The sequence below is a fragment of the Streptomyces albicerus genome (assembly GCF_008905045.1).
Classification (GTDB): domain Bacteria; phylum Actinomycetota; class Actinomycetes; order Streptomycetales; family Streptomycetaceae; genus Streptomyces; species Streptomyces albicerus.
The window spans coordinates 204,630-224,312 of sequence record NZ_VWMY01000004.1 but is presented as its reverse complement, the minus strand read 5'-3'; the positions used below and the strand labels follow the sequence as shown (position 1 = coordinate 224,312).

Annotated in this window: 14 protein-coding genes; 7 read left to right on the top strand and 7 right to left on the bottom strand. The window is 69.9% G+C overall.

The window, feature by feature from the left end; genetic code table 11:
- Window positions 1-140 precede the first annotated feature (140 nt).
- The 6 genes from GAS53_RS05070 to GAS53_RS05045 form a co-directional block, all read right to left on the bottom strand.
- Window positions 141-1,004, bottom strand: coding sequence for a LysR family transcriptional regulator (locus GAS53_RS05070; RefSeq protein WP_151476191.1), 864 nt, complete (start codon window positions 1,002-1,004; stop codon window positions 141-143).
- Window positions 1,005-1,181: 177 nt separating this feature from the next.
- Window positions 1,182-3,233, bottom strand: a complete 2,052-nt coding sequence (locus GAS53_RS05065) for a glycoside hydrolase (RefSeq protein ID WP_151476190.1) — start codon at window positions 3,231-3,233, stop codon at window positions 1,182-1,184.
- Between the two features lie 122 nt (window positions 3,234-3,355).
- Window positions 3,356-5,398, bottom strand: coding sequence for a beta-galactosidase (locus GAS53_RS05060; protein ID WP_151476189.1), 2,043 nt, complete (start codon window positions 5,396-5,398; stop codon window positions 3,356-3,358).
- A 50-nt stretch (window positions 5,399-5,448) separates the two neighbouring features.
- On the bottom strand, window positions 5,449-6,786 hold the full coding sequence (locus GAS53_RS05055; RefSeq protein WP_151476188.1) for an ABC transporter substrate-binding protein: 1,338 nt from the start codon (window positions 6,784-6,786) through the stop codon (window positions 5,449-5,451).
- A gap of 83 nt (window positions 6,787-6,869) precedes the next feature.
- Window positions 6,870-7,829, bottom strand: coding sequence for a carbohydrate ABC transporter permease (locus tag GAS53_RS05050; protein WP_151476187.1), 960 nt, complete (start codon window positions 7,827-7,829; stop codon window positions 6,870-6,872).
- A 4-nt stretch (window positions 7,830-7,833) separates the two neighbouring features.
- Window positions 7,834-8,757: a carbohydrate ABC transporter permease gene (locus GAS53_RS05045; RefSeq protein WP_151476186.1), complete on the bottom strand. Its 924-nt coding sequence runs from the start codon at window positions 8,755-8,757 to the stop codon at window positions 7,834-7,836.
- A gap of 325 nt (window positions 8,758-9,082) precedes the next feature.
- Here GAS53_RS05045 and GAS53_RS05040 point away from each other — a divergent pair, with 325 nt between their 5' ends.
- Entirely contained in the window at window positions 9,083-10,072 is a 990-nt protein-coding gene (locus GAS53_RS05040) for a LacI family DNA-binding transcriptional regulator (protein ID WP_151476185.1), read from the top strand.
- A 421-nt stretch (window positions 10,073-10,493) separates the two neighbouring features.
- Here the strand turns inward: GAS53_RS05040 and GAS53_RS05035 are convergent, their stop codons facing one another.
- Window positions 10,494-11,285 (bottom strand): DUF3050 domain-containing protein, encoded by a 792-nt coding sequence (locus GAS53_RS05035; RefSeq protein WP_192582955.1) that lies wholly within the window; start codon window positions 11,283-11,285, stop codon window positions 10,494-10,496.
- A 234-nt stretch (window positions 11,286-11,519) separates the two neighbouring features.
- Between GAS53_RS05035 and GAS53_RS05030 the strand changes: the two genes are divergently transcribed.
- The 6 genes from GAS53_RS05030 to GAS53_RS05005 all read left to right on the top strand — a co-directional run bounded on the left by GAS53_RS05030 (window position 11,520) and on the right by GAS53_RS05005 (window position 19,585).
- A complete protein-coding gene (locus tag GAS53_RS05030; RefSeq protein WP_151476184.1) occupies window positions 11,520-12,152 on the top strand; it encodes an antibiotic biosynthesis monooxygenase in 633 nt (210 codons plus the stop codon).
- Window positions 12,153-12,180: 28 nt separating this feature from the next.
- A complete protein-coding gene (gene pabB, locus GAS53_RS05025; RefSeq protein ID WP_151476183.1) occupies window positions 12,181-14,328 on the top strand; it encodes an aminodeoxychorismate synthase component I in 2,148 nt (715 codons plus the stop codon).
- Window positions 14,325-15,893 carry an AMP-binding protein gene (locus GAS53_RS05020; RefSeq protein WP_151476182.1) on the top strand — a complete coding sequence of 523 codons (1,569 nt, stop codon included), beginning with the start codon at window positions 14,325-14,327 and terminating at the stop codon, window positions 15,891-15,893. The genes pabB and GAS53_RS05020 overlap by 4 nt, the downstream gene beginning before the upstream one ends.
- A gap of 41 nt (window positions 15,894-15,934) precedes the next feature.
- Window positions 15,935-17,527 (top strand): class I adenylate-forming enzyme family protein, encoded by a 1,593-nt coding sequence (locus GAS53_RS05015; RefSeq protein ID WP_151476181.1) that lies wholly within the window; start codon window positions 15,935-15,937, stop codon window positions 17,525-17,527.
- A 1-nt stretch (window position 17,528) separates the two neighbouring features.
- Window positions 17,529-18,707: an FAD-dependent monooxygenase gene (locus GAS53_RS05010; protein ID WP_151476180.1), complete on the top strand. Its 1,179-nt coding sequence runs from the start codon at window positions 17,529-17,531 to the stop codon at window positions 18,705-18,707.
- Window positions 18,708-18,790: 83 nt separating this feature from the next.
- Complete coding sequence (locus GAS53_RS05005) at window positions 18,791-19,585, top strand: aminotransferase class IV (protein ID WP_151476179.1); 795 nt, start codon at window positions 18,791-18,793, stop codon at window positions 19,583-19,585.
- Window positions 19,586-19,683 lie beyond the last annotated feature (98 nt).

Sequence of the window (19,683 nt, the reverse complement as noted above, 5' to 3'; positions counted from 1 at the left end):
TCACGCGAGGTCTTGAGGACATTCATGCTTCCCTCAGCGCCCGGCGCGCTTCGGTGCTTCCCTCGCTGTGGCGATGGTTCGAGATGTTGGTCATCTCTGAAGGAGATGGCTCGGGGGAGCTGTGCGCGGTCCGGGTCCTGTCAGGTCATGTGGTGCAGCAGCGCGGCGACCGCGGGAGGCGCCTCGCCGCGGGGCCGTACCACCATGACCTTCCAGTTCGGCGCGTGGCGGTCGAAGCGGTGGGTGGTCAGGTCGGGGAACCGGTCGGCGATCGAGGTGGGCATCACGCAGACGCCCAGGTCGTTGCGGACGAGTTCGGAGGCCGCGACGATGTCGTTGACCTCGAAGGTCGGCTCGCGATCGACGGAGGCCGCCCGGAACGCCTTGTCCACGGCGAGCCGGATCGCCCAGCCCGGCGTGAAGTCCACCAGCGGCAAGCGGGCGACGTCGGCGAGCGAGACCTTCCCGTCCGTCACGGGCACCGTCCGCTCCGGAGCGCTCACCAGCACCATCTCCTCGCGGGACAGCAGCCGGGTGACCAGTCCCCGCTGCTGCTGGCGGTCGAGGGCGACCACGGCCAGATCCACTGTGCCCTCGCGCAGCGCCTGACGGATGTCGACCACGGCCGCCTGTCGCAGCCGTACCACCACGCCCGGATGCTCGGCCCGCAGGGCGGCCAGCGGACGGTGCAGGTCGGCCCAGACCCCCTGCATCGTGCCGACCGTGATCCGCCCCCGCAGTTGTCCCTGTACGACGTCGACGGCCGCCCGGGCCTGTTCCGCGGCGCGTAACGCCACGCGCGCGGCCGGTACGAACGCCTCGCCTGCCGGGGTCAGGGAGACCCGGTGCGTGGTGCGGTCGAACAGCGGGGTGCCCAGCTCGCGTTCGAGCGCGCGCACCGTGCTCGACACGGCGGACTGGACGACGTGCAACCGCTGCGCCGCCGCGGTGAAGCCGCCCTCCTCGGCCACCGCGATGACGACCTCCATCTGCCGCAGATCCACTTGCCTCTCCCGGGGCGCGGTCCATCTCCTTGAGAGATGGGTCTCTTCGCTGGCCATCACACCATGAGGCTTCCCTCGAAAGGGAGGCCGAGGGAAGAACGGCCACTGGCGCGCCTCTGCGCCCGCCGTACGGAACGGCGGGCGCAAAGGCGCGTGACAGGGGCGAGTGCCCGACGCCTACTGCTGGTCGGTCACGTCGGTGACCTTCCACAGCTGGTTGGAGCCGGAGTTGGGCGTCCACAGCGTGACAGCGGCTCCGTCCTGCGTGGCCTGGCCGCCGACCTCGAGGAGCCGTCCGGTGGCCGCGTTGACCAGGGTCCAGTTTCCGTTGCCGGTCGTCGACATGATCCACTGGGCGGCCTTGTCACGGGGACTGGTGTCGGCCTCAAGGACCGGGGCGCCGTCGCGGACGGCCAGGCGCTTGCCCTCCACCGGGTTGGTGAACACGTACCGCTGCCGGTTGCCGGTGTCACCGGAGATCTGCCGCAGCTTCCACTGCTGGCCCGCCGAGTCGGCCGCCGCGGTCTTGATGACCAGGCTCGTGCCGTTGTCGGCGACGGTGAGCGCCTTGCCGCTCTGGACGCCGGTCAGCTCGTAGGAGTGGCCCTTCCGCAGCTCGGCGGCGTCCTTCGCGACACCCGAGACGCCCTTGACGACGAAGGAGGTCACCGACTGCGCGGGCACCGTGAAGGTGGCCTTCCGGTCACTGACCCTGACGGCCTTGTGGCGCTCGAGCTTGCCGTCGGCGCTGGTCACGACGGGCGTGACCGTGGCGCTGCGGCTGACGTGGCCGAACTTCGACAGATCGACCGTCACCGTACGGGCGTCCGCGGTGCTGTTGACGTGGACGACGGTCGCCCCGTTGCCCTTCCTGGAGACTGCGGCAGCGCTGGAAGTGTCGTCCGTCTTGATCAGCCGGTCACCGGGCTTGATGTAGTGCGTGAAGTTGCGGGCCGTGTCGAACTTCGTGTTCGTGTAGATCGGGCAGGACTCGAGGGTGTCCTTCGACGTGCAGCTGAACGGGAGCTGGATGCTGCCCCAGTTGCCGCCCTTGGCGGACTCCCCGCCCGGCTTCATGTTGTCGTAGTCCTCGACGGGCTGCCAGAACACCCAGGCCTTGGGCTCCAGTTCACGCAGGTCGTCGACGATGCGCTGGGCGAGGCCCAGGCCCGGCCGCATGTCCGTGAAGCTCTGGCCGTCGCCCCAGTCGCCCTCGACCTCGCTCTGCCACAGCGGCTTGTCGGCCGCCTTGGCCAGGTCGCGCACGGTGGTGCGCTGGCCGGTGCCATAGGTGTGGACGTTCATCTGGTCGACGAGGTCCCGCACTTCCTGCGGGTAGGTGTTCCAGTTCTGCGAGAAGATGGACGGGTTGGTCTCGTCCATCGCGGAGATGTCCGCCTTGGTCTTCGCCTTCTTCAGCGCGGGGGCCAGGGCCTTGAGCACCTTCTGCTGGAGCTCGGGGCCGATGTGCGCCCCTTCCTGACGGCCGCCGACGGGCTCACCGTCGGCGCCCAGGCGGGTGCTCCAGTAGTCGGTGTTGGGCTCGTTGAAGGGGTCGACGGTGTCGACCTTGATGCCCTCGGCCTTCTCCAGCCGCTTGGTCGCGCCCGCCATGTAGGCGGCGAAGTCGTCGACGGACTCGGTCTTGAGCTGGTCGTCGGTGGCCTTGAACCCGCCGGAGACATAGCCGCTCTTCGTCATGAACCACGGCGGGGAGTTGCTGAAGGTCTCCCAGTGGTCGATGTCGTCCTTGATGCGGTCGACCCACCAGCGCTGGGTGGCGTCCGCGTCCTTGTTCCAGTCGGCCGGGTCGTCGGCACTCCACCAGTCGGTGTCCTCGCGCGTGGTGCCTGCCGGGGCCTTCCACCAGCCCTCGACGGCACCGCCGGCGCGCAGGTAGTCCTTGACGTCCGGGGCGTTGCCGCCGCCGATGTTGTAACGGGCGATGTTCAGCGCCAGGCCGTCGTCGCCGAACAGGAGCTTGGCGAGCTTCTCACGTATCGGCTTGGGGTAGTCGCCGGTGGCGTTCGCGAACCAGACCAGGCTGGTGCCCCAGCCCTCGAACTTCTCATGCTTGTACGAGGGGTCGGGCCGGACGGTGACGGAGGGGGTGTCCGCCGCCGAGACCTGCGCGGTGGACGACGGGGCGGAGACCAGGGCGGCCCCGGTGGCCAGTGCGGTGAGGCCGGCGGCTCCGAGGAGCCGTCTGTTGCGGGTGCGGCGTGCCATCTGTGCTCCCAACTGCGGTGGTGGTAGCTGCGGTTGACCTCCCGCCCGTCGGGCAGGAGGGATGGCCCTCGAACGAGTGCGGTGCCGTTCGAGGAGTCGGCGGTAGAGCGTGGCGCGAGGGGTCAGGTAGCGGGCTGGCGCAGTACGGCGACGTCCCTGGGCCCCAGGACGAGACCGCCTTCGGCGTCGGCGGTGCCGAGCAGGACCTCTCCCGCGAGGCCGGTCAGCGGCACGGTCTCGTCGGTCCGGTTGACCAGGAACAGGAAGCGGCCGCCGGGTCCGCGGCGGACGGTCTGCTCGACCGATCCCCGTGCGCCGTCGGGCAGTTCGCTGTGGACGCCGGCCGGGCCGAGCAGCCGCGGCAGCAGACCGGCCAGCCCGTCGGCGCCCAGCCGGGTGGAGACGTACGCGGCCGAACCCCCGCCCACCGCGCGCCGCGTGACGGCCGGGAGACCGGCGTACGCCCCGGTGCGGTAGCCGGCCAGGACCTCCACCGTGGGGTCGGTGACGGTGATCCGGTCGGTCCACAGGGTGCCCGTACCGCCGCCGTCCAGGTCGACGGAGTCACCGTCGAGCAGCGGACCGAACTCCTCGATACGGATGCCGAGGAGATCGCGCAGGGCCCCGGGGTGGCCGCCGAGCCAGACGTGGTCGTTCTCGTCGACGACACCGGAGAAGTACGTGGTGACCAGGTGCCCTCCGCTCTCGACGTACCGGGTGAGCTCCTTGGCCAGCGGCGCGGGGATCACATGCAGCACGGGCGCGATCAGCACGTCGTACCGGTCGAGGTCGGCCGTGGTGGTGACGACGTCGGCCCGGACGCCGAGGGAGAGGAGCGCGGAGTACCAGTCCAGCGCTTCCTGGCGGTAGTCGAGCAGGGCGGTCGGGTGGGAGTCCTGCTCGCTCGCCCACCACGACTCCCAGTCGTAGACGATGCCCACCCGGGCCGGCTCGCGCTCGGAGCCCGCGACCGGCGCCAGCGCCTGAAGGGACCGGCCGAGGCCGGCGACCGCGCGGAAGACCTCGCTGTCGGCACCGGCGTGCGGCACCATCGCGGAGTGGTACTTCTCGGCGCCGGCCGCCGACTGGCGCCACTGGAAGAAGCACACGGCGTCGGCGCCGTGGGCGACATGCAGCAGTGAGTCGCGGGCCAGGTCGCCCGGCCGCTTGGCCACGTTGACGGGCTGCCAGTTGACGGCGCTGGTGGAGTGCTCCATCAGGAACCACGGGCGGCCGTCGGCGATACCGCTGGTGAGGTTGGCGGAGAAGGACAGCTCGTCCCGGTCCTGCGGGCCCGGGTGGACGTAGTGGTCGTTGGAGACGAAGTCGATCTCGCCCGCCCAGTCGGGGTAGTTCATGCCCTTGGTGCCGCCCATCACCATGAAGTTGGTGGTGACCGGCACGTCCGGCGTGACCTCACGCAGGACGTCCCGCTCCGCGCGCAGGTACTCCTTCAGCGCGTCCGAGGAGAAGCGCTTGAAGTCCAGCTGCTGCGTCGGGTTCGGGTGGGAGGCGGTCAGCCGGGGCGGCAGGATCTGCTCCCAGTCGCTGTAGCGCTGGGACCAGAACGCCGTGCCCCAGGCGTGGTTGAGGGCGTCGAGCGTGGTGTAGCGGTCGCGCAGCCAGTCGCGGAAGGCGCGGGCCGCGTCGTCGGAGAAGTCGTAGATGTTGTGGCAGCCCAGCTCGTTGGAGACGTGCCAGGCCACCAGCGCGGGATGGTCCGCGTACCGCTCGGCCATCGTCCGCACCAGACGCAGTGCGTGGGTGCGGAAGACGGGTGAGGTGGGCCGCCAGTGCTGCCGCGCCCCCGGCCACACCGTCTCACCGGAGGCGGTCACCGGAAGGATCTCCGGATGTGCCGTGGTGAGCCAGGGCGGCGGGGACGCGGTGGCGGTGGCCAGGTCGACCCCGATGCCGCCCGCGTGCAGCAGGTCCATGACCTCGTCGAGCCAGCCGAAGTCCCACTCGTCCTGGGCCGGCTGGATGCGGGCCCAGGAGAAGATCCCCACGGAGACCAGGTTGACGCCGGCCTCACGCATCAGCCGTACGTCCTCCTCCCACACCTCACGAGGCCACTGCTCGGGGTTGTAGTCGGCGCCGTAAGCGAGGCGTGGGGTGGAGTCACCGTCCGGCCCGTTCAGCTGGGACAGGAGGGTGGAGATCATCGTGGTCCTTCCGGAGTGGTGCGCGGGGGCGGCGGCGGTGTGTGCGTCGATTACTCGACGGTGAAGCCCTGTTCCTTGCCGTACTTGATGGAGGCGTCCTGCCAGGACTTCAGGCCGGCGGAGAGCTTGGTGTTCGAGATGTACGCCTTGCCCACGGTGTCGTTGAAGATCGAGTTGGCGTACTGCTGGAAGGGCAGGTACGACCAGTCGGAGGCGACGTTGGCCGCGGACTCGGCGAAGATCTCGTTGGCCTTCTGGCCGCCGAAGTACTCGAACTCCTTGTTCAGGAACGCGTTGTCCTGGAGCTCCGCGGTGGTCGCCGGGAAGGCGCCCTCCTTGATGCGGGTCGCGACGCCGTCACCGGAGTTCGCGTACTCGACGAAGGCGTAGGCGAGTTCCTTGTTCTTGCCCAGCGCGGGCAGGGTCAGCGCGCTGCCGCCGTTCTCCGTGCTCGCCTTGTCGCCCTTGGTCCAGGCCGGCATCGGGGCCGCTCGCCAGTCACCGGAGGCGTTCTTCACGCCGGTCTCGAAGTTGGCCGGCATCCAGGCACCGCTGGGCAGCGTGGCGAGGGTGCCGTCGCCCAGGCCCTTGTACCAGTCGTCGGTCCAGCCGTTGATGGGGGCGACGAGCTTCTCGTCGATGAGCTTCTGCCAGGTGTCGGTGTACTTCTTGGCGTTCGCGTCAGCGAAGTCGATCTTCACCTTGGTGCCGTCGACCTTGTAGGGACGCGAACCGGCCTGCCACAGCAGGCTGGTGGTGAGACCCGCGTCGCCGGCGTCGGCGGCGATGAAGACCTTGGGGTCGGCCTTGTGCAGCTTGCGGGCCGCGTCGACGTACTCGTCCCAGGTGGTCGGGACCGCGACCTTGTACTTGTCGAAGACCTTCTTGTTGTAGAACAGCGCCATGGGGCCGGAGTCCATCGGCAGGCCGTAGACCGCCTTGTCCTCGCTCACGGCGTTCCACGGGCCCGGGGTGTACTTGGCCTTGAGCTTGTCCGCGCCGAAGGGGGCCACGTCGCTGAGGCCCTTGGTGAGGGCGTACTGGCTCATCGCGAAGTACTCGACCTGCGCGACGTCGGGGACGCCCTTCTCGGCCGAGATGGCGTTCGACAGCGCGGTGTAGTGCTTGTCACCGGACCGCTCGCCGACGAGGTTGATCTTGACCTTGGGGTACTTCTTCTGGAAGTCCGCGGCGACGGTCTTCAGGGTGGGCTCCCAGGCCCAGACCGTGACCGAGCCGCCCTTCTCCAGGGCCGCCTGGATGTCTCCGGCGGAGACATCCTTCTGGCCGGAACTGTCGTCGTCGGAGCCGCCGCAGGCGGTCGCCCCCATGGCGAGGGCGGAGAGGAGAGCGATGCCGCGCAGCAGGCGGCTTGTGGTTCTGCGCATGGAGGTGCTTCCACTTCTTCGTGGGTGGGACAGGGTGAGGGTGAAACGTGTGGGGCCGAGGGGGGTGGTGGCCTGAGGGCGGGTCATTCCTTGACGCTTCCGGCGGCGAGCCCGGACTGCCAGAACCTCTGGAGCAGCAGGAACGCGGCGATCAGCGGGATGATGGTGAGGAGCGAGCCGGTGATCACCAGGTTGAAGATCACGTCGCCGCCGATCGTCTGGGCCTGGTTGTTCCAGGCGTCCAGGCCCAGGGTCAGGGGGTACCAGTCCGGGTCCTTGAGCATGATCAGCGGCAGGAAGTAGTTGTTCCAGGTCGCGACCGTGGTGAACAGCAGCACGGTCACGGTGCCCGGGGCGAGCAGCGGCAGGGCGACCTGGAAGAAGGTGCGTATCTCGCCCGCTCCGTCGATACGGGCGGCCTCCATCAGCTCGGTGGGGATGGCCTCGGTGGCGAAGACCCACATCAGATACAGGCCGAAGGGCGACACGAGCGAGGGGATGATCACCGCCCACGGGGTGTCGGTCAGTCCCATCTTGCTGAACATCAGGAAGGTGGGCACCGCCAAGGCGGTGCCGGGGACGGCCACGGCACCGATGACCACGGCGAAGACGGCGCGCTTGCCGGGGAAGGTGAACTTCGCCAGCGCGTAGCCGCCGAGGATCGCGAGGAGGGTGGCGCCGCCGGCGCCGAGCACGACGTACAGCAGAGTGTTCAGCAGCCAGCGGACGAAGATGCCGTCGTTGTACGAGAACGTCTCGCTGATGTTGTCCCAGAGGGCGAAGTCGCTGCTGAACCACAGTCCGGACGAGTTGGCCAGCCCTTCCTGGGACTTGGTGGCGCTGATGACCAGCCACAACAAGGGCACGACGGTGTAGACCAGGATCAGCCCGGTGAGCACGGTCAGCAGCACGCTGCGCTTGGGGCGCCCGGGAACATGCGTCTTGCGGGGCGTGCGCAGTCGGGGCGCGCCCTTGGAACCGCCGGTGGCCTGAGCGGATGCGGACTGGGAGGCGGTGGTGACGGGACTGCTCGTGCTGCTCATCGGGTCACGCTCCCTTGCGCATGCCGCGGAGCTGCACGACATAGGCGATGACCATGGTGATCAGCCCCATGATGATGGCGACCGCCGCGGAGTAGTTGTGCTGCTGGCCGTTGAAGGACAGCGAGTACGTGTAGAAGTTCGGGGTGAAGTCGGTCGTGATGGCGTTGCGCGCCAGCGGCCGCAGGATGGCCGGCTCGTTGAAGAGCTGGAAGCTGCCGATGATCGAGAAGATCGTCGCGATGACGAGGGCGCCGCGGATGGCGGGGAGCTTGATGGCGGTGATGACGCGGAACTGCCCGGCGCCGTCGATCTCCGCGGCCTCGTAGAGCGAGTTCGGGATGACCCGCAGCGCGGAGTAGAAGATCAGCATGTTGTAGCCGATGAACTCCCAGGTGACGATGTTGCCGATCGACGCCAGGACCAGGTCGGACGAGAGCGGGTCGGGCAGGGTGACATCGAAGGCCGAGTTGATGTCACCCACCAGTCCGTACTTCGTGCCGTACATGAAGCCCCACATCAGGGTGGCCACCACGGCGGGCACGGCGTACGGCAGGAAGATCGCGATGCGGAAGAAGTCCTTGCCGTACAGGCGTCCGCTGTCCAGCGCGAGGGCGATCAGCAGGGCGATGCCGAGCATGATCGGCACCTGGATGGCCAGGAAGAGCGAGACCCGTGCGAGCGAGTCCCAGAACCGTTCGTCCTTGAGCGCCTGTGTGTAGTTGTCCAGCCCGACGAACGTGGTGCCGCCGATCAGCTGGTCCCGGAACAGGCTGAGGTAGATCGAGTACACGATCGGGGCCAGGAAGACAAGGGCGAACACGGCCACGAAGGGACCGATGAACCCCCACCCCGTCCAGGAGCGCCGGTCCCGTTTCGGTGGCCGGGCCGGGCGCCCTTCCACGGCCGCGGGGGCTTGTAGCGTCGTCATGTCGTTCCTCGCTCGTCCATCTCGGAACCGGTGTCACACGAATGTGAGACCGCGCGACCGGCGAATGTGTGACACACCCCGGTCGCCGATGTTTGCGTAAACATCACCGCCCCGGAGCGAGCCGTGGGCTGTTATGTTTACGTAAACATCTGATGGCGGCATGTCTACACTGCCCCGGTTACGGTGGTCAAGGGTCGCTTGGGGCAAACTGCGATTCAGGTAGCGAGGGAGACGGGTGGACACAACGGACAGCACCTCGGCCAGCAGGCCGCAGGCGCCGGAACGTACCAGGAAACGGGCCTCCCGCCGCGCGCAGAGCGCGTCCATGGCGGACGTGGCCCGACTCGCGGGCGTCTCCTCGCAGACCGTCTCGCGTGTCTCCAACGGTTACGCGGGCGTGAACGAAGAGACCCGGCAGCAGGTGCTGACGGCCATGCAGCAGTTGGGCTACCGGCCCAACAGTGCCGCCCGGGCCCTCAAACGCGGTGAGTTCCGCACCATCGGCGTCATCACCTTCGGTCTCTCCACCACGGGCAACGTCCGCACGCTGGAGGCGATCGCCACCTCCGCGGCGCACGAGGGCTACGCCGTCACGCTGCTGCCCGTCGCCGTCCCCACGCAGGACGAGGTGCGCGGTGCCTTCTCCCGGCTGGGGGAGCTGGCCGTCGACGCCGTCATCGTCATCCTGGAGGTCCATCTGCTCGACGCGGTGAACCTCTCCCTGCCGCCCCACATCCAGGTCGTCGTGGCCGATTCGGACGCCGGCGACCGCTACACCGTGGTCGACTCCGACCAGGCTGGCGGCAGCCGCGCCGCCGTGCGCTATCTGCTCGACCTCGGACACCGCACGGTCTGGCACCTGGCCGGTCCCGAGGAGTCCTTCGCGGCGCAGCGGCGCGCCGACGCCTGGCGCGCCGAACTCACCGAGGCGGGCCGCAGCACGCCGCCGCTGGTACGCGGCGACTGGTCGGCGGAGTCCGGCTACCGGGCCGGCCTGGAAATCGCCGAACAGCGGGACTGCACGGCGGTGTTCGTGGCCAACGACCAGATGGCGCTGGGCCTGCTGCGGGCGCTGCACGAGCGCGGCCGGTACGTGCCCGAAGACGTCAGTGTCGTCGGCTTCGACGACATCCCCGAGGCCGGATCCTTCCTGCCTCCCCTGACCACCGTCCACCAGGACTTCGCCGAGGTGGGACGACGCTGCGTCGAGGGCGTGCTGCGGCAGATGCGCCAGGACGCGTCGGAGCACGGGACCACGCTCGTGCCGACACGGCTGGTGGTGCGCGACAGCACGGCGGCGCCGCGGTCGCGCTGAGCGCTCCGCCGGAAGTGCGGTGCTTCGTCCCCGGGTCCGTCGTGGCTGGTGGCTCCCCCCACTCTCGGCTTCGCTCGAGCGGGGGCCCCATCGCGGCGGAGCCGCACATGTCACAGCCCCGCGCCCCTTCGGGTCGCTGCCGAACCGCACCGGCCTTCGCAGGACCCGCTCGGGGCATCCGGGCCCCGCGGGGCTGTGGGGTGGCCGTCGGTGCCCGGTGGCCGGGGGAGGTTTCCGGCAGCGGCTCACCGACCGCGTGTCGCGCAGCCGTGCGATCCGAGCGCGGGCTTTGTGGCACCCGCCGTGCGATCCGACCGGGCGCTTTGTGCCGCCCGGGCACGCGGCCTGCCCGCGAGCGAGTGCTTCCGGCGTGCGCCGCCACGGCAGGCACCGCGAGCGGGCGGGACGTCGTCGGCTCGGATCAGCCGTCCACCTGCTCCATGGCCTCCACGACCGCGTCCCAGAGCCGGGACCTGGCCTCCAGTGCGAGGGCCGCGGTCTCCGTGGCCTCTTGCCAGCGTGTGTCGTCGTCGCGGCAGAGGTCGGCCACCATGGCCATGGCCATGGGCGTGTGCTCCTCGCCGTCCACCTCGATGTGGCGGGCCAGGTAGTCGCAGAACATCGGGAACCGGTCGGCGCCCTCCTTCTTGATGACCTGGTCGAACATGTCCGGGATGAGGTCTTCCCGGGAGAAGGCGAAGGCCGCCGCCCGGCAGTGGAGCGGCTTGTCGTTGATGATCCCGAACGTGGTGGTGACGAACTCGGCCGCCGGACCGGGCACTTGGGCGACACGCAGCGCCGCCGGCACGCCATGGCCCTCGGTGAGCAGCGCCAGGAAAGTGTCCAGCCGTGAGGTGTCCGCCCCCGCCTCCGCCATGCCGGCCCGGTAGAGCTCGAAGTGGCTGGTGAAGCCGCCGTCCAGTTCGTCGCTCTCCTCCACCAGCACGATGTCGTTGATCAGCCGCCGGCTCACCTGCGAGCCACGGGGCACCCAGGGGACGTCCACACACGTCAGGTCGCGCTGGAGGGACTTCAGCAGCGACATGAAGTCCCATACGGCGAAGACATGGTGTTCCATGAACGTCGCCATGTGTTCCCGGGTGTTTATCCGCTGGTAAATCGGATGGGCGGTGACTTCTTTTCGGGCCGGTTCCATCTCGGCGCGCGCCCGGTCGATTCCCTCGTGGGTCATGCTCCAGTCGTACCTGGACATGGATCTCCTTCTTGCTCTTTCAGATCCGGCTGATCGTCCGGCTGATCGGACTCTTCACGTCGCCGGCGAACGGTGCCCCCGAGGCCGATGGTGCCGCTTTTTTCGAGGGCCCGGCAAGCGATTCCAGGAATTCGAGGACGTTACCCGAAGTACTGTGTGACAAAAGATGTCAAGGCGGGCAGAAGGGTGACAAAGAGCCGCTTTCCCGGCTGCACGCAAAAACTCCGTTGAGAGTTGAACAGCAGGCCTTCTCTTTCCGTATTCAGAGGCGTGACCAGGAATCCCGTTACCGTCACCGTCGCGTATCGAGTGGTACCGGGCCGCGAGGCCGAGTTCCACTCCTGGGGGTGGGGTGTGCTGCGTGCTACCGCGCAGCAGCCGGGCTTTCTCGGCGGTGGCGTGCTCGTCGACGGAGAGGCGGAGTGGCATGTGGTCTACCGCTTCAACAGCGAAGGCTCCGCCCTGGCCTGGGACGGCTCGGAGGAGCGGGCCGAGTGGCAGGCCCGTGGGGAGATGCTCGCCCGGGAGACGGGCCGACGGAGTGTGCAGGGTTCCCGGACCTGGTTCGATTCCCAGACCGAAACCGCGTCCGCGACCGCGGCGGCACCGCGTCCGCCACCGAAGTGGAAGTTATGGTTCGTGAATATGAGCGCGGTCTTCCCTCCGGTGCTCGTATTCAATTTGGCGATACTTCCTTATCTCGGCAGCCTCAACCCTCTCATCCGCACTCTGCTGCTGTGTCTGGCCGTTACGGCCATCGTCACATGGATCCTCATGCCGCGACTTCAGCGTTTCTTCAAGAAATGGCTGTACCCGCCGCTGCAGGCAATTCGCGGACGGCACAAACGACGGGCTGCGCAAGGCTGAGAACGACCAGAACAAGGGGGGTGGGCGGGTGAAGACCCTGCTCATCGACAATTATGACTCGTACACATACAACTTGTTTCAGCTGATTGCCGAGGTCAACGGCGTGGAGCCGCTGGTGATCCTCAACGACGCCTCGGCCGACGCCCTTCCGGATCTCCGGGAATTCGGCAATGTGGTGGTGTCGCCGGGGCCCGGGCACCCCGCCCGGGCGCGCGACTTCGGCATCAGCGCCACCGTGCTCGCCGACGCCGCCATCCCTGTCCTCGGCGTCTGCCTCGGACATCAGGGCATCGCGGCGGGCGAGCAGGCCCGGGTGACGGCCGCACCCCAGCCCCGGCACGGGCACCTCTCCAGAATCCGGCACAACGGCGAGGACCTGTTCCGCGGACTGCCCCAGGACTTCACCGCCGTCCGCTACCACTCGCTGTCCGTACGGGAACCGCTGCCGGCGAGCCTCAAGGGCACCGCCTGGGCCGAGGACGGCGTACTGATGGGGCTGCGGCACCGCACCCGGCCACTGTGGGGCGTGCAGTTCCACCCGGAGTCCGTCCTCACCGAATTCGGCCACCAGCTGTTCCTGAACTTCCGGAGCCTCACCGCGGCCCGGCCCCGCACGGTCCGTCTGACCAAGTCCCGTCCGCGGAAGCCCCGTACCGAGAACAGCGCCTCGGCGTTCGTGCCTCGCCCACGGCGCCCGGTGCCCGTCGGCCACCGGCTGCACACCCGGCGGATCGCGACCGCCGTGGACGCCGAGACGGCCTTCACCCGGATGTGCGCCGCCGCGCCCAGGGCGTTCTGGCTGGACAGCGCCCGGGTCGAGGAGGGGCAGTCCCGCTTCTCGTTCTTCGGCGACGGCACGGGCCCGCTGGCCGAGTTCGTACGCTACGACGTCGAGGCCGGTGTCTGTGAGATCGAGCGGGCCGGGCGGCCCCCGCGCAAGGTCCGCGCGAGTGTCTTCGACTACCTCAAACGGCAGTTGGCGACCCGTCATGTGGACGCCGCCGAGCTGCCCTTCGACTTCACCGGCGGCTATGTGGGCTACTTCGGCTACGAGTTGAAGGCCGACTGCGGCTCGCCGAACCGTCACCGGGCCGACACCCCGGACGCGAGCTGGCTCTTCGCCGACCGGCTGATCGCCGTGGACCACCGCGACGGATTCACCTATGCCGTCTGCCTGGCCGAGGACACCCCGCAGGGCACGCGCGAGGCGGCCGACTGGCTCGACAGCGCGGTGGCGCAGCTGAGCTTCATCTCGTCGGCCTCGCCTGCCACGACCCCGCCCTCTGCCTCCGAGCCCGGCCTCCGTGCCGCCGAACCGTGGCTCACCCGCGACCGTGCGACCTACCTCGCCGACATCGAGGCCTGCCGACGTGAGCTGAACGCCGGGACGAGCTACGAGATCTGCCTGACCAATGCCGCCAAGTTACCCGCGCCAACCGACCCGTTGGCCTACTACCGGGTGCTGCGGCGCATCAACCCGGCTCCCTACGCGGCCTTCCTGAAGTTCGGTGACACGGCGGTGGCCGGCGCGTCCCCCGAGCGGTTCCTGCGCATCACCCGGGACGGCGTCGCCCAGGCCAAGCCCATCAAGGGCACCGCACCCCGCGGCGACCGGCCGGAGGAGGACGCCAGGCTCAGGGACGCGCTCGCCGCGGACGCCAAGACCCGCGCCGAGAACCTGATGATCGTCGACCTGCTCCGCAACGACCTGGGCCGCGTCTGCGAGACCGGAACGGTCAAGGTCCCGCGCCTGATGGCCACCGAGACGTACGCCACCGTGCACCAGCTCGTCTCCACCGTCGAAGGCCGGCTCCGCGAAGGCACCGACGCGGTGGACTGCGTACGCGCCTGCTTCCCCGGCGGCTCGATGACCGGAGCGCCGAAACTGCGCACGATGGAGATCATCGACGCGCTGGAGACGGAGGCCCGCGGCGTGTACTCCGGCGCCGTCGGCTACCTCGGCTGCAGTGGCGGAGCCGATCTCAACATCGTCATCCGCACCGCCGTCTTCACCGACGGCCGGATGCACCTGGGCGCCGGCGGCGCCATCGTCCTCGGCTCCGACGCGGAAGCGGAGTACGACGAGATGCTGCTGAAGACCGCCGCTCAGCTGCGCGCCTACCGCGAGTCCACGGCCGCCGTGCCGGTGCCCGCAGTACAGGAGCCGGTCCGATGACGCCTCCACGTGCCACCCTCAGCCCCACCGGCACGGCCGGTACCACCCACACCGAGGCCGGGAACCTGGCATCCGTGCTCGCCGCCCTGGCCGAGCGGCAGGGCTGGACCGACCGGCCCGCCTTCCACCAGGGCCACCGGGCCTGGACCCACGGCGAGGTGCACGACCTCGCGGCCCGCGCCGCCAGCGTGCTGGCCGACCACGGCGTCTGCCCCGGCGACCGGGTCCTGCTCGCGATGCCCGACTCCCTCGCCTGGGTGACGGCCTTCCTCGCCACCGCCCGGCTCGGAGCGGTCGCGGTACTGGTCAATCCCGAACTGCCCGCGGCCGACCACGAGTTCATGGCCGAGGACGCCGAGGCCGCGCTGTGTGTGACCGGGCCGGGCCTGGAGGACCGGTTCGCCGGGCGGACCCGGCTGGGCGCCGACCAGCTGGTCGCGCTCACCCGCAGCTCGCCGCCGACCACCGGCGCCCACCCTGCCGGGCCGAGCACCCCCCTCTACATCCAGTACACCTCGGGCACGACCGGCACCCCCAAGGGAGTCGTGCACCGCCACGGCGACCCCGCCATGTACCACGAGCTCATCGGCGACCGGCTGCTGCGGATCACCCCGGACGACGTCACTCTCTCGGTGTCGAAGCTGTTCTTCGCCTACGGCTTCGGCAACGCCTTCGTCTTCCCGCTCTTCTCGGGATCCTCCGCCGTACTGGTGGACCGGCGCCCCTCGCCCGCCGCGGTGGACGAACTCGTCGCACGCCACCGGGTGTCCCTGCTCTACTCCGTTCCCTCCGCGTACGCCGCCCTGGTCGCCGACCGCGCCGACGGACACGCCGCCTGCTTCGCATCCGTACGGGCCGCGGTCTCGGCCGGCGAGGGCATGCCCGCCGGACTCGGCGAGCGCGTCTCCGAACTGCTCGGCGCGCCCGTACTGGAACAGATCGGTTCCACCGAGGCCGGGCACGCCTTCTGCGCCAACAGCCTCGACGACAACACCCCGGGCACCGTCGGCCATCCGGTCCCCGGCTTCGAACTGGAACTGCGGGACCGCGCTGGACACCCGGTGCCGGACGGCTCGGAGGGCGAACTCTGGGTCCGGGGCCCGACGTTGACGCCCGGCTATCTGAACCTGCCCGGAGAGACGAAACGCGTCCTCGTCGACGGCTGGCTGGCCACCCGGGACCGCGCGCGGCGCGAACCGGACGGCACCTACCGGCACTTGGGCCGCGCCGACGACATGGAGCTGGTCGGCGGCATCACCGTCTCCCCGCTGGAGGTGGAGGCCGTGCTGCGCAAGCACCCGGCGGTACGCGAAGTCGCCGTCGCGGCCGTCACCGACGAGCGCGGCGCGACCGCTCTGCGGGCCTACGTCGTCATCGGCGTGGCCGCCGAGACCGCCCCGACCTTCGCGGCAACCAGGTCCGGCCTGGAGGCCCAACTCATCGCGCTGGCCCGCGAGCACCTCTCCGCCTTCAAGGCCCCCAAGACCGTCCACGTCGTGCCGTCACTGCCCCGCACCCCGACCGGAAAGCTCCGCCGCCACCTCGTCCGCCAAGGCGCGTGGTGACCGTGGCCGTGACCGCGAACACCGCAGAAAGGAAAGGGCCCATGCGACAACCGCAGCCCCTGCTCTCCGATCGTGGGTTCTATCTGGGCCCGATGTTCCAGCAGGCCGCCGCCCGGCACGGAGCCGTCCCGGTCACCCTGGACCGGCCGCTGGACGTCAACCCCGACCTCGGGCTCGACCTCAGCTATCCGGTCCTTGCCGCCCTGGTCGACGAGTTGTCTGGGCGGCTGTGGGAGGCCGGGGTCCGGCCCTCCGAGCAGGTCGTCGTCCACAAGACGGACAACGTCGACATCGTCCTGCTGACCTGCGCCGTCTCCCGGATCGGCGCGGTCCCGGTGCTCCTCTCCCCGGGCCTCCAGGGCCCCGTCGTCGGTCGGCTCCTGAAGCGGCTGCACGAGCCCTGGCTGATCACCGACCGGGCGAAACTGACGGGACCGCTCCAGGACATCGGGGTCGCCGATCTCGTACGGCAGACGCTCAGCGTCGACGACGCGCCCGGAGCCGTTCCGCTGGACAAGTACGCCGGCGCCCCGTCCCACGGACCCGTGCGGCTCCACCCGCGTGAACCCGCGCTGATCACCCACAGTTCGGGCACGACGGGCGTCCCCAAGCTCGCCGTGCACTGCGCGAACACCATGTGGAACCGGCTCGTCCCGCAGAAGGCCATGGGCTGGCCGACCCGCGGCGAGACAGCGGCGCTGCACATGTCCTTCGTGCACTCACGCTTCTACCATCTGCTCGGCGTCCTGCTGCACTTCGGCAGCCCGCTGCTGTTCATCACCGACCCGGAGCCCGCCGCCGCGGGTCCGCTGCTCGCCCGGCACCGCCCCGGCATCGTCGAGACCCACCCCAACACCTTCGTACTCTGGGAGGAGTTGGCCGACGCCCCCGGCGCACCGCTGGCCCGCGTCCGCTCGTACGGCAGCACCTTCGACGCGATCCACCCGCGCACCGTGCAGCGGCTGCTCGGCGCGTCGAACCGGCGCTCGCCCTGGCTGATGCAGCTGTACGGGCAGAGCGAGACGGGTCCGGTCGCCTTCCAGTGGTACACGCGGCGCAGCGCTGCCCGCGCCGACGGCCGCCGTGTCGGCATCGGCATCCCCGGCTTCACCCGGGTCCGGATCGCCGACAGCGCGGGACGGCGTGTACAGCCCGGGACGCCGGGGCGGATCGAGGCGCGGACCAGGGGCCGGATCCTCACCTACCTGGGCGCCCAGAAGCAGTACGACCGTCAACTGGGCGACGGCTGGTGGCAGATGGGCGACATGGGCTACCGCAACCGGTGGGGAGCCCTCTATCTGATCGACCGTGAGATCGACCAGATCGACTCCGTGCACAGCAATCTGGAGATCGAGGACACGCTGATGTCCCGCCTCGACGAACTGCGCGAGGTCGTCATCGTGCCCGGCGTCGACCGCGAGCCGGTACCGGTGGTGTGCGTCCGAGGGGAACAGCCTCTCGACCTGCGGCGCTGGCGGGAGGCCACCGCCGATCTGCCCGCGATGGCCGACCCTCGGCAGTGGCGCTTCGACGAGCTGCCGATGACCTCCACCTGGAAGGTCAAGCGGGTCGAGATCACCCGCATGCTCAGCGAGAGCGCGGCCGTGACCGCCGAACAGCCCGGCGGCGCCTGACGTGATCCCTGTCATCGTCGTCGGCGCCGGACCCGTGGGCATGGCGGCCGCACTCGGCCTGCGCGCCCACGGACTCCGGGTCACCCTCCTCGAAGCGGACCCGCAAGGACGCACGCGGCCCGGCAGCCGCGCCCTGTTCGTGCACAAGGAAACGCTGCAACTGCTCGAAGAGATGCGCCCGGGACTAGCCGCCCACATCACGGCCTACGGACGAACCTGGCAGACCAAACGCACCCTGTACCGGGGCCGCGAGGTGTACGCCCGGACGTTCCCGCCGCCCTCGTTCCCACCCCCCTTCACCAGTCTGCGTCAGGTGGACACCGAGCGGTTCCTGCTCGCCGCCTGCGGGGCGGCCGGGGTGGAGTTCGCCTGGGACGCACGGGTGACGGGCCTCAAGGTCACTGACGCCGGAGTCGAGCTGAGCAGCGAGGACGGACGCGGTTGGACCGGCACCCATGTCATCGCCGCCGACGGTGCCCGCTCGGCGGTCCGGCGGGAGCTGGACATCCCGATGGAGGGCACCAGCTCGGAGGGATTCCATGTGGTGGTGGACGTGGCCGACATCCCGGGTGCCGACCTGCCGCTGGAGCGGGTCTTCCACTACGAGCATCCGGGCGTCGGCGGCCGCAGCGTCATGCGCGTGCCCTTCACCGGGGGCTTCCAGGTCGACCTGCAGTGCCGGGACGACGACCCGCAGGAGTCCTACGGGACCAAAAAGGCGGTACGCCAATGGCTGCCCGCGGTCGTGGGGGAGGGGTACGCCGATCGGATCCTGTGGGTGTCGACCTACCGCTTCCTCCGCAAGGTCGCGGCGACCTTCACCGACCCCGAGCACCGCGTGCTGCTCGTCGGCGAGGCGGCCCACCTCTTCCCGCCGTTCGGCGCCCGCGGCATGAACAGCGGCATCGCGGACGCGGCGGCGGCCGCGGCCGCCGTGGCCACCGGCACCACCGAGGCGGTCGCGGAGTTCGCAGCGGCCCGGCGCACGGCTGCCCTGTTCAACAGCGCTGCGGCCGGCGAGGCCCTGGACCATCTGCGGCCGCGCCGCCGGAGCGTACGAGCGAAACAGCGCGCGGCGGCAGCCCTCGCACCCGTACTGCCGTGGTGCGGGGCCTGGCTGGAACACGCCCCCTACGGCCCACGGCACGGCTCAACGGCGAGCGCCGGCCGGAAGTACTGACCGGACGTACCGGATGTACCGACCGGAAGTACCGGACGTACTGGATGTACTGACGGGCGTACTGAGAGGAGTGAGTTTCTTTGATGACACAACCGGCAACCGCTGAGGGGCTGTTGGCGTGGATGCCCGGCCGTGGCCTGATCGCCGGCCTGGCGGCCGACACCCAGCTACTGGTCGCCGACTCCTGGCTGGTCCGGGACGGACACGTACGCGGTCTCGACCGGCACCGCGAGCGGTTCCTGCGGGCCTGCGGCGACTGCGGCGGGCCGACCCCCGAGCAACTCGCCGAGTTCTGGCGGGACATGACGGCCGCCCTGCCCCGTACGGGGGCGTGGTTTCCGCGCGTCGAGCTCGTGGCCGGATCCCTTCAGCTGCGGCTGCTGCTTCGGTACGCCCCGCCGCTCGCACCCGAGGTGCGGGTATGGGCGGCGGGCCAGCCCGACCCGCGCACCGTGCCGCGCCGCAAGGGACCCGACCTGGACGTCCTGGCCCGGGTGCGGCAGCGGGCGGCGGGACAGGGCGCGGAGGAGGCGGTGCTGATCGCCCCGTCAGGCCTGGTGCTGGAGGGGGCGACCTCCAGCGTGCTGTGGTGGGAGGACGACGTCCTGTGCCTGCCCTCGCAGCAACTGCCGATCCTGGCCGGCGTCACCACGGGCCTCATCCAGGAGCGGGCCCTGCGCACCGGGATCCGGCTGGCCCACCGTGAGCGAACCCTGGAGCAGCTGGCCGGGCGGGAGGTGTGGCTGGTGAACGCGCTGCACGGAATTCGGCCGGTGGTCGGCTGGGAGGGACGGCCGATGGACGCGGGACCCGCCCTGCGGGCCAAGGAATGGCAGGAATGGCTGGAGGGCATTATGGAGCCCCTGCCAGCGGGCTGATCCTCGGAATGCTTCGGTAAAAGCGCCGGACCGATGGCAAAGACTCGCGCCGGACCGATTGAATTCGGCCCGGCGCGATTCGGCATATCCATATTCGG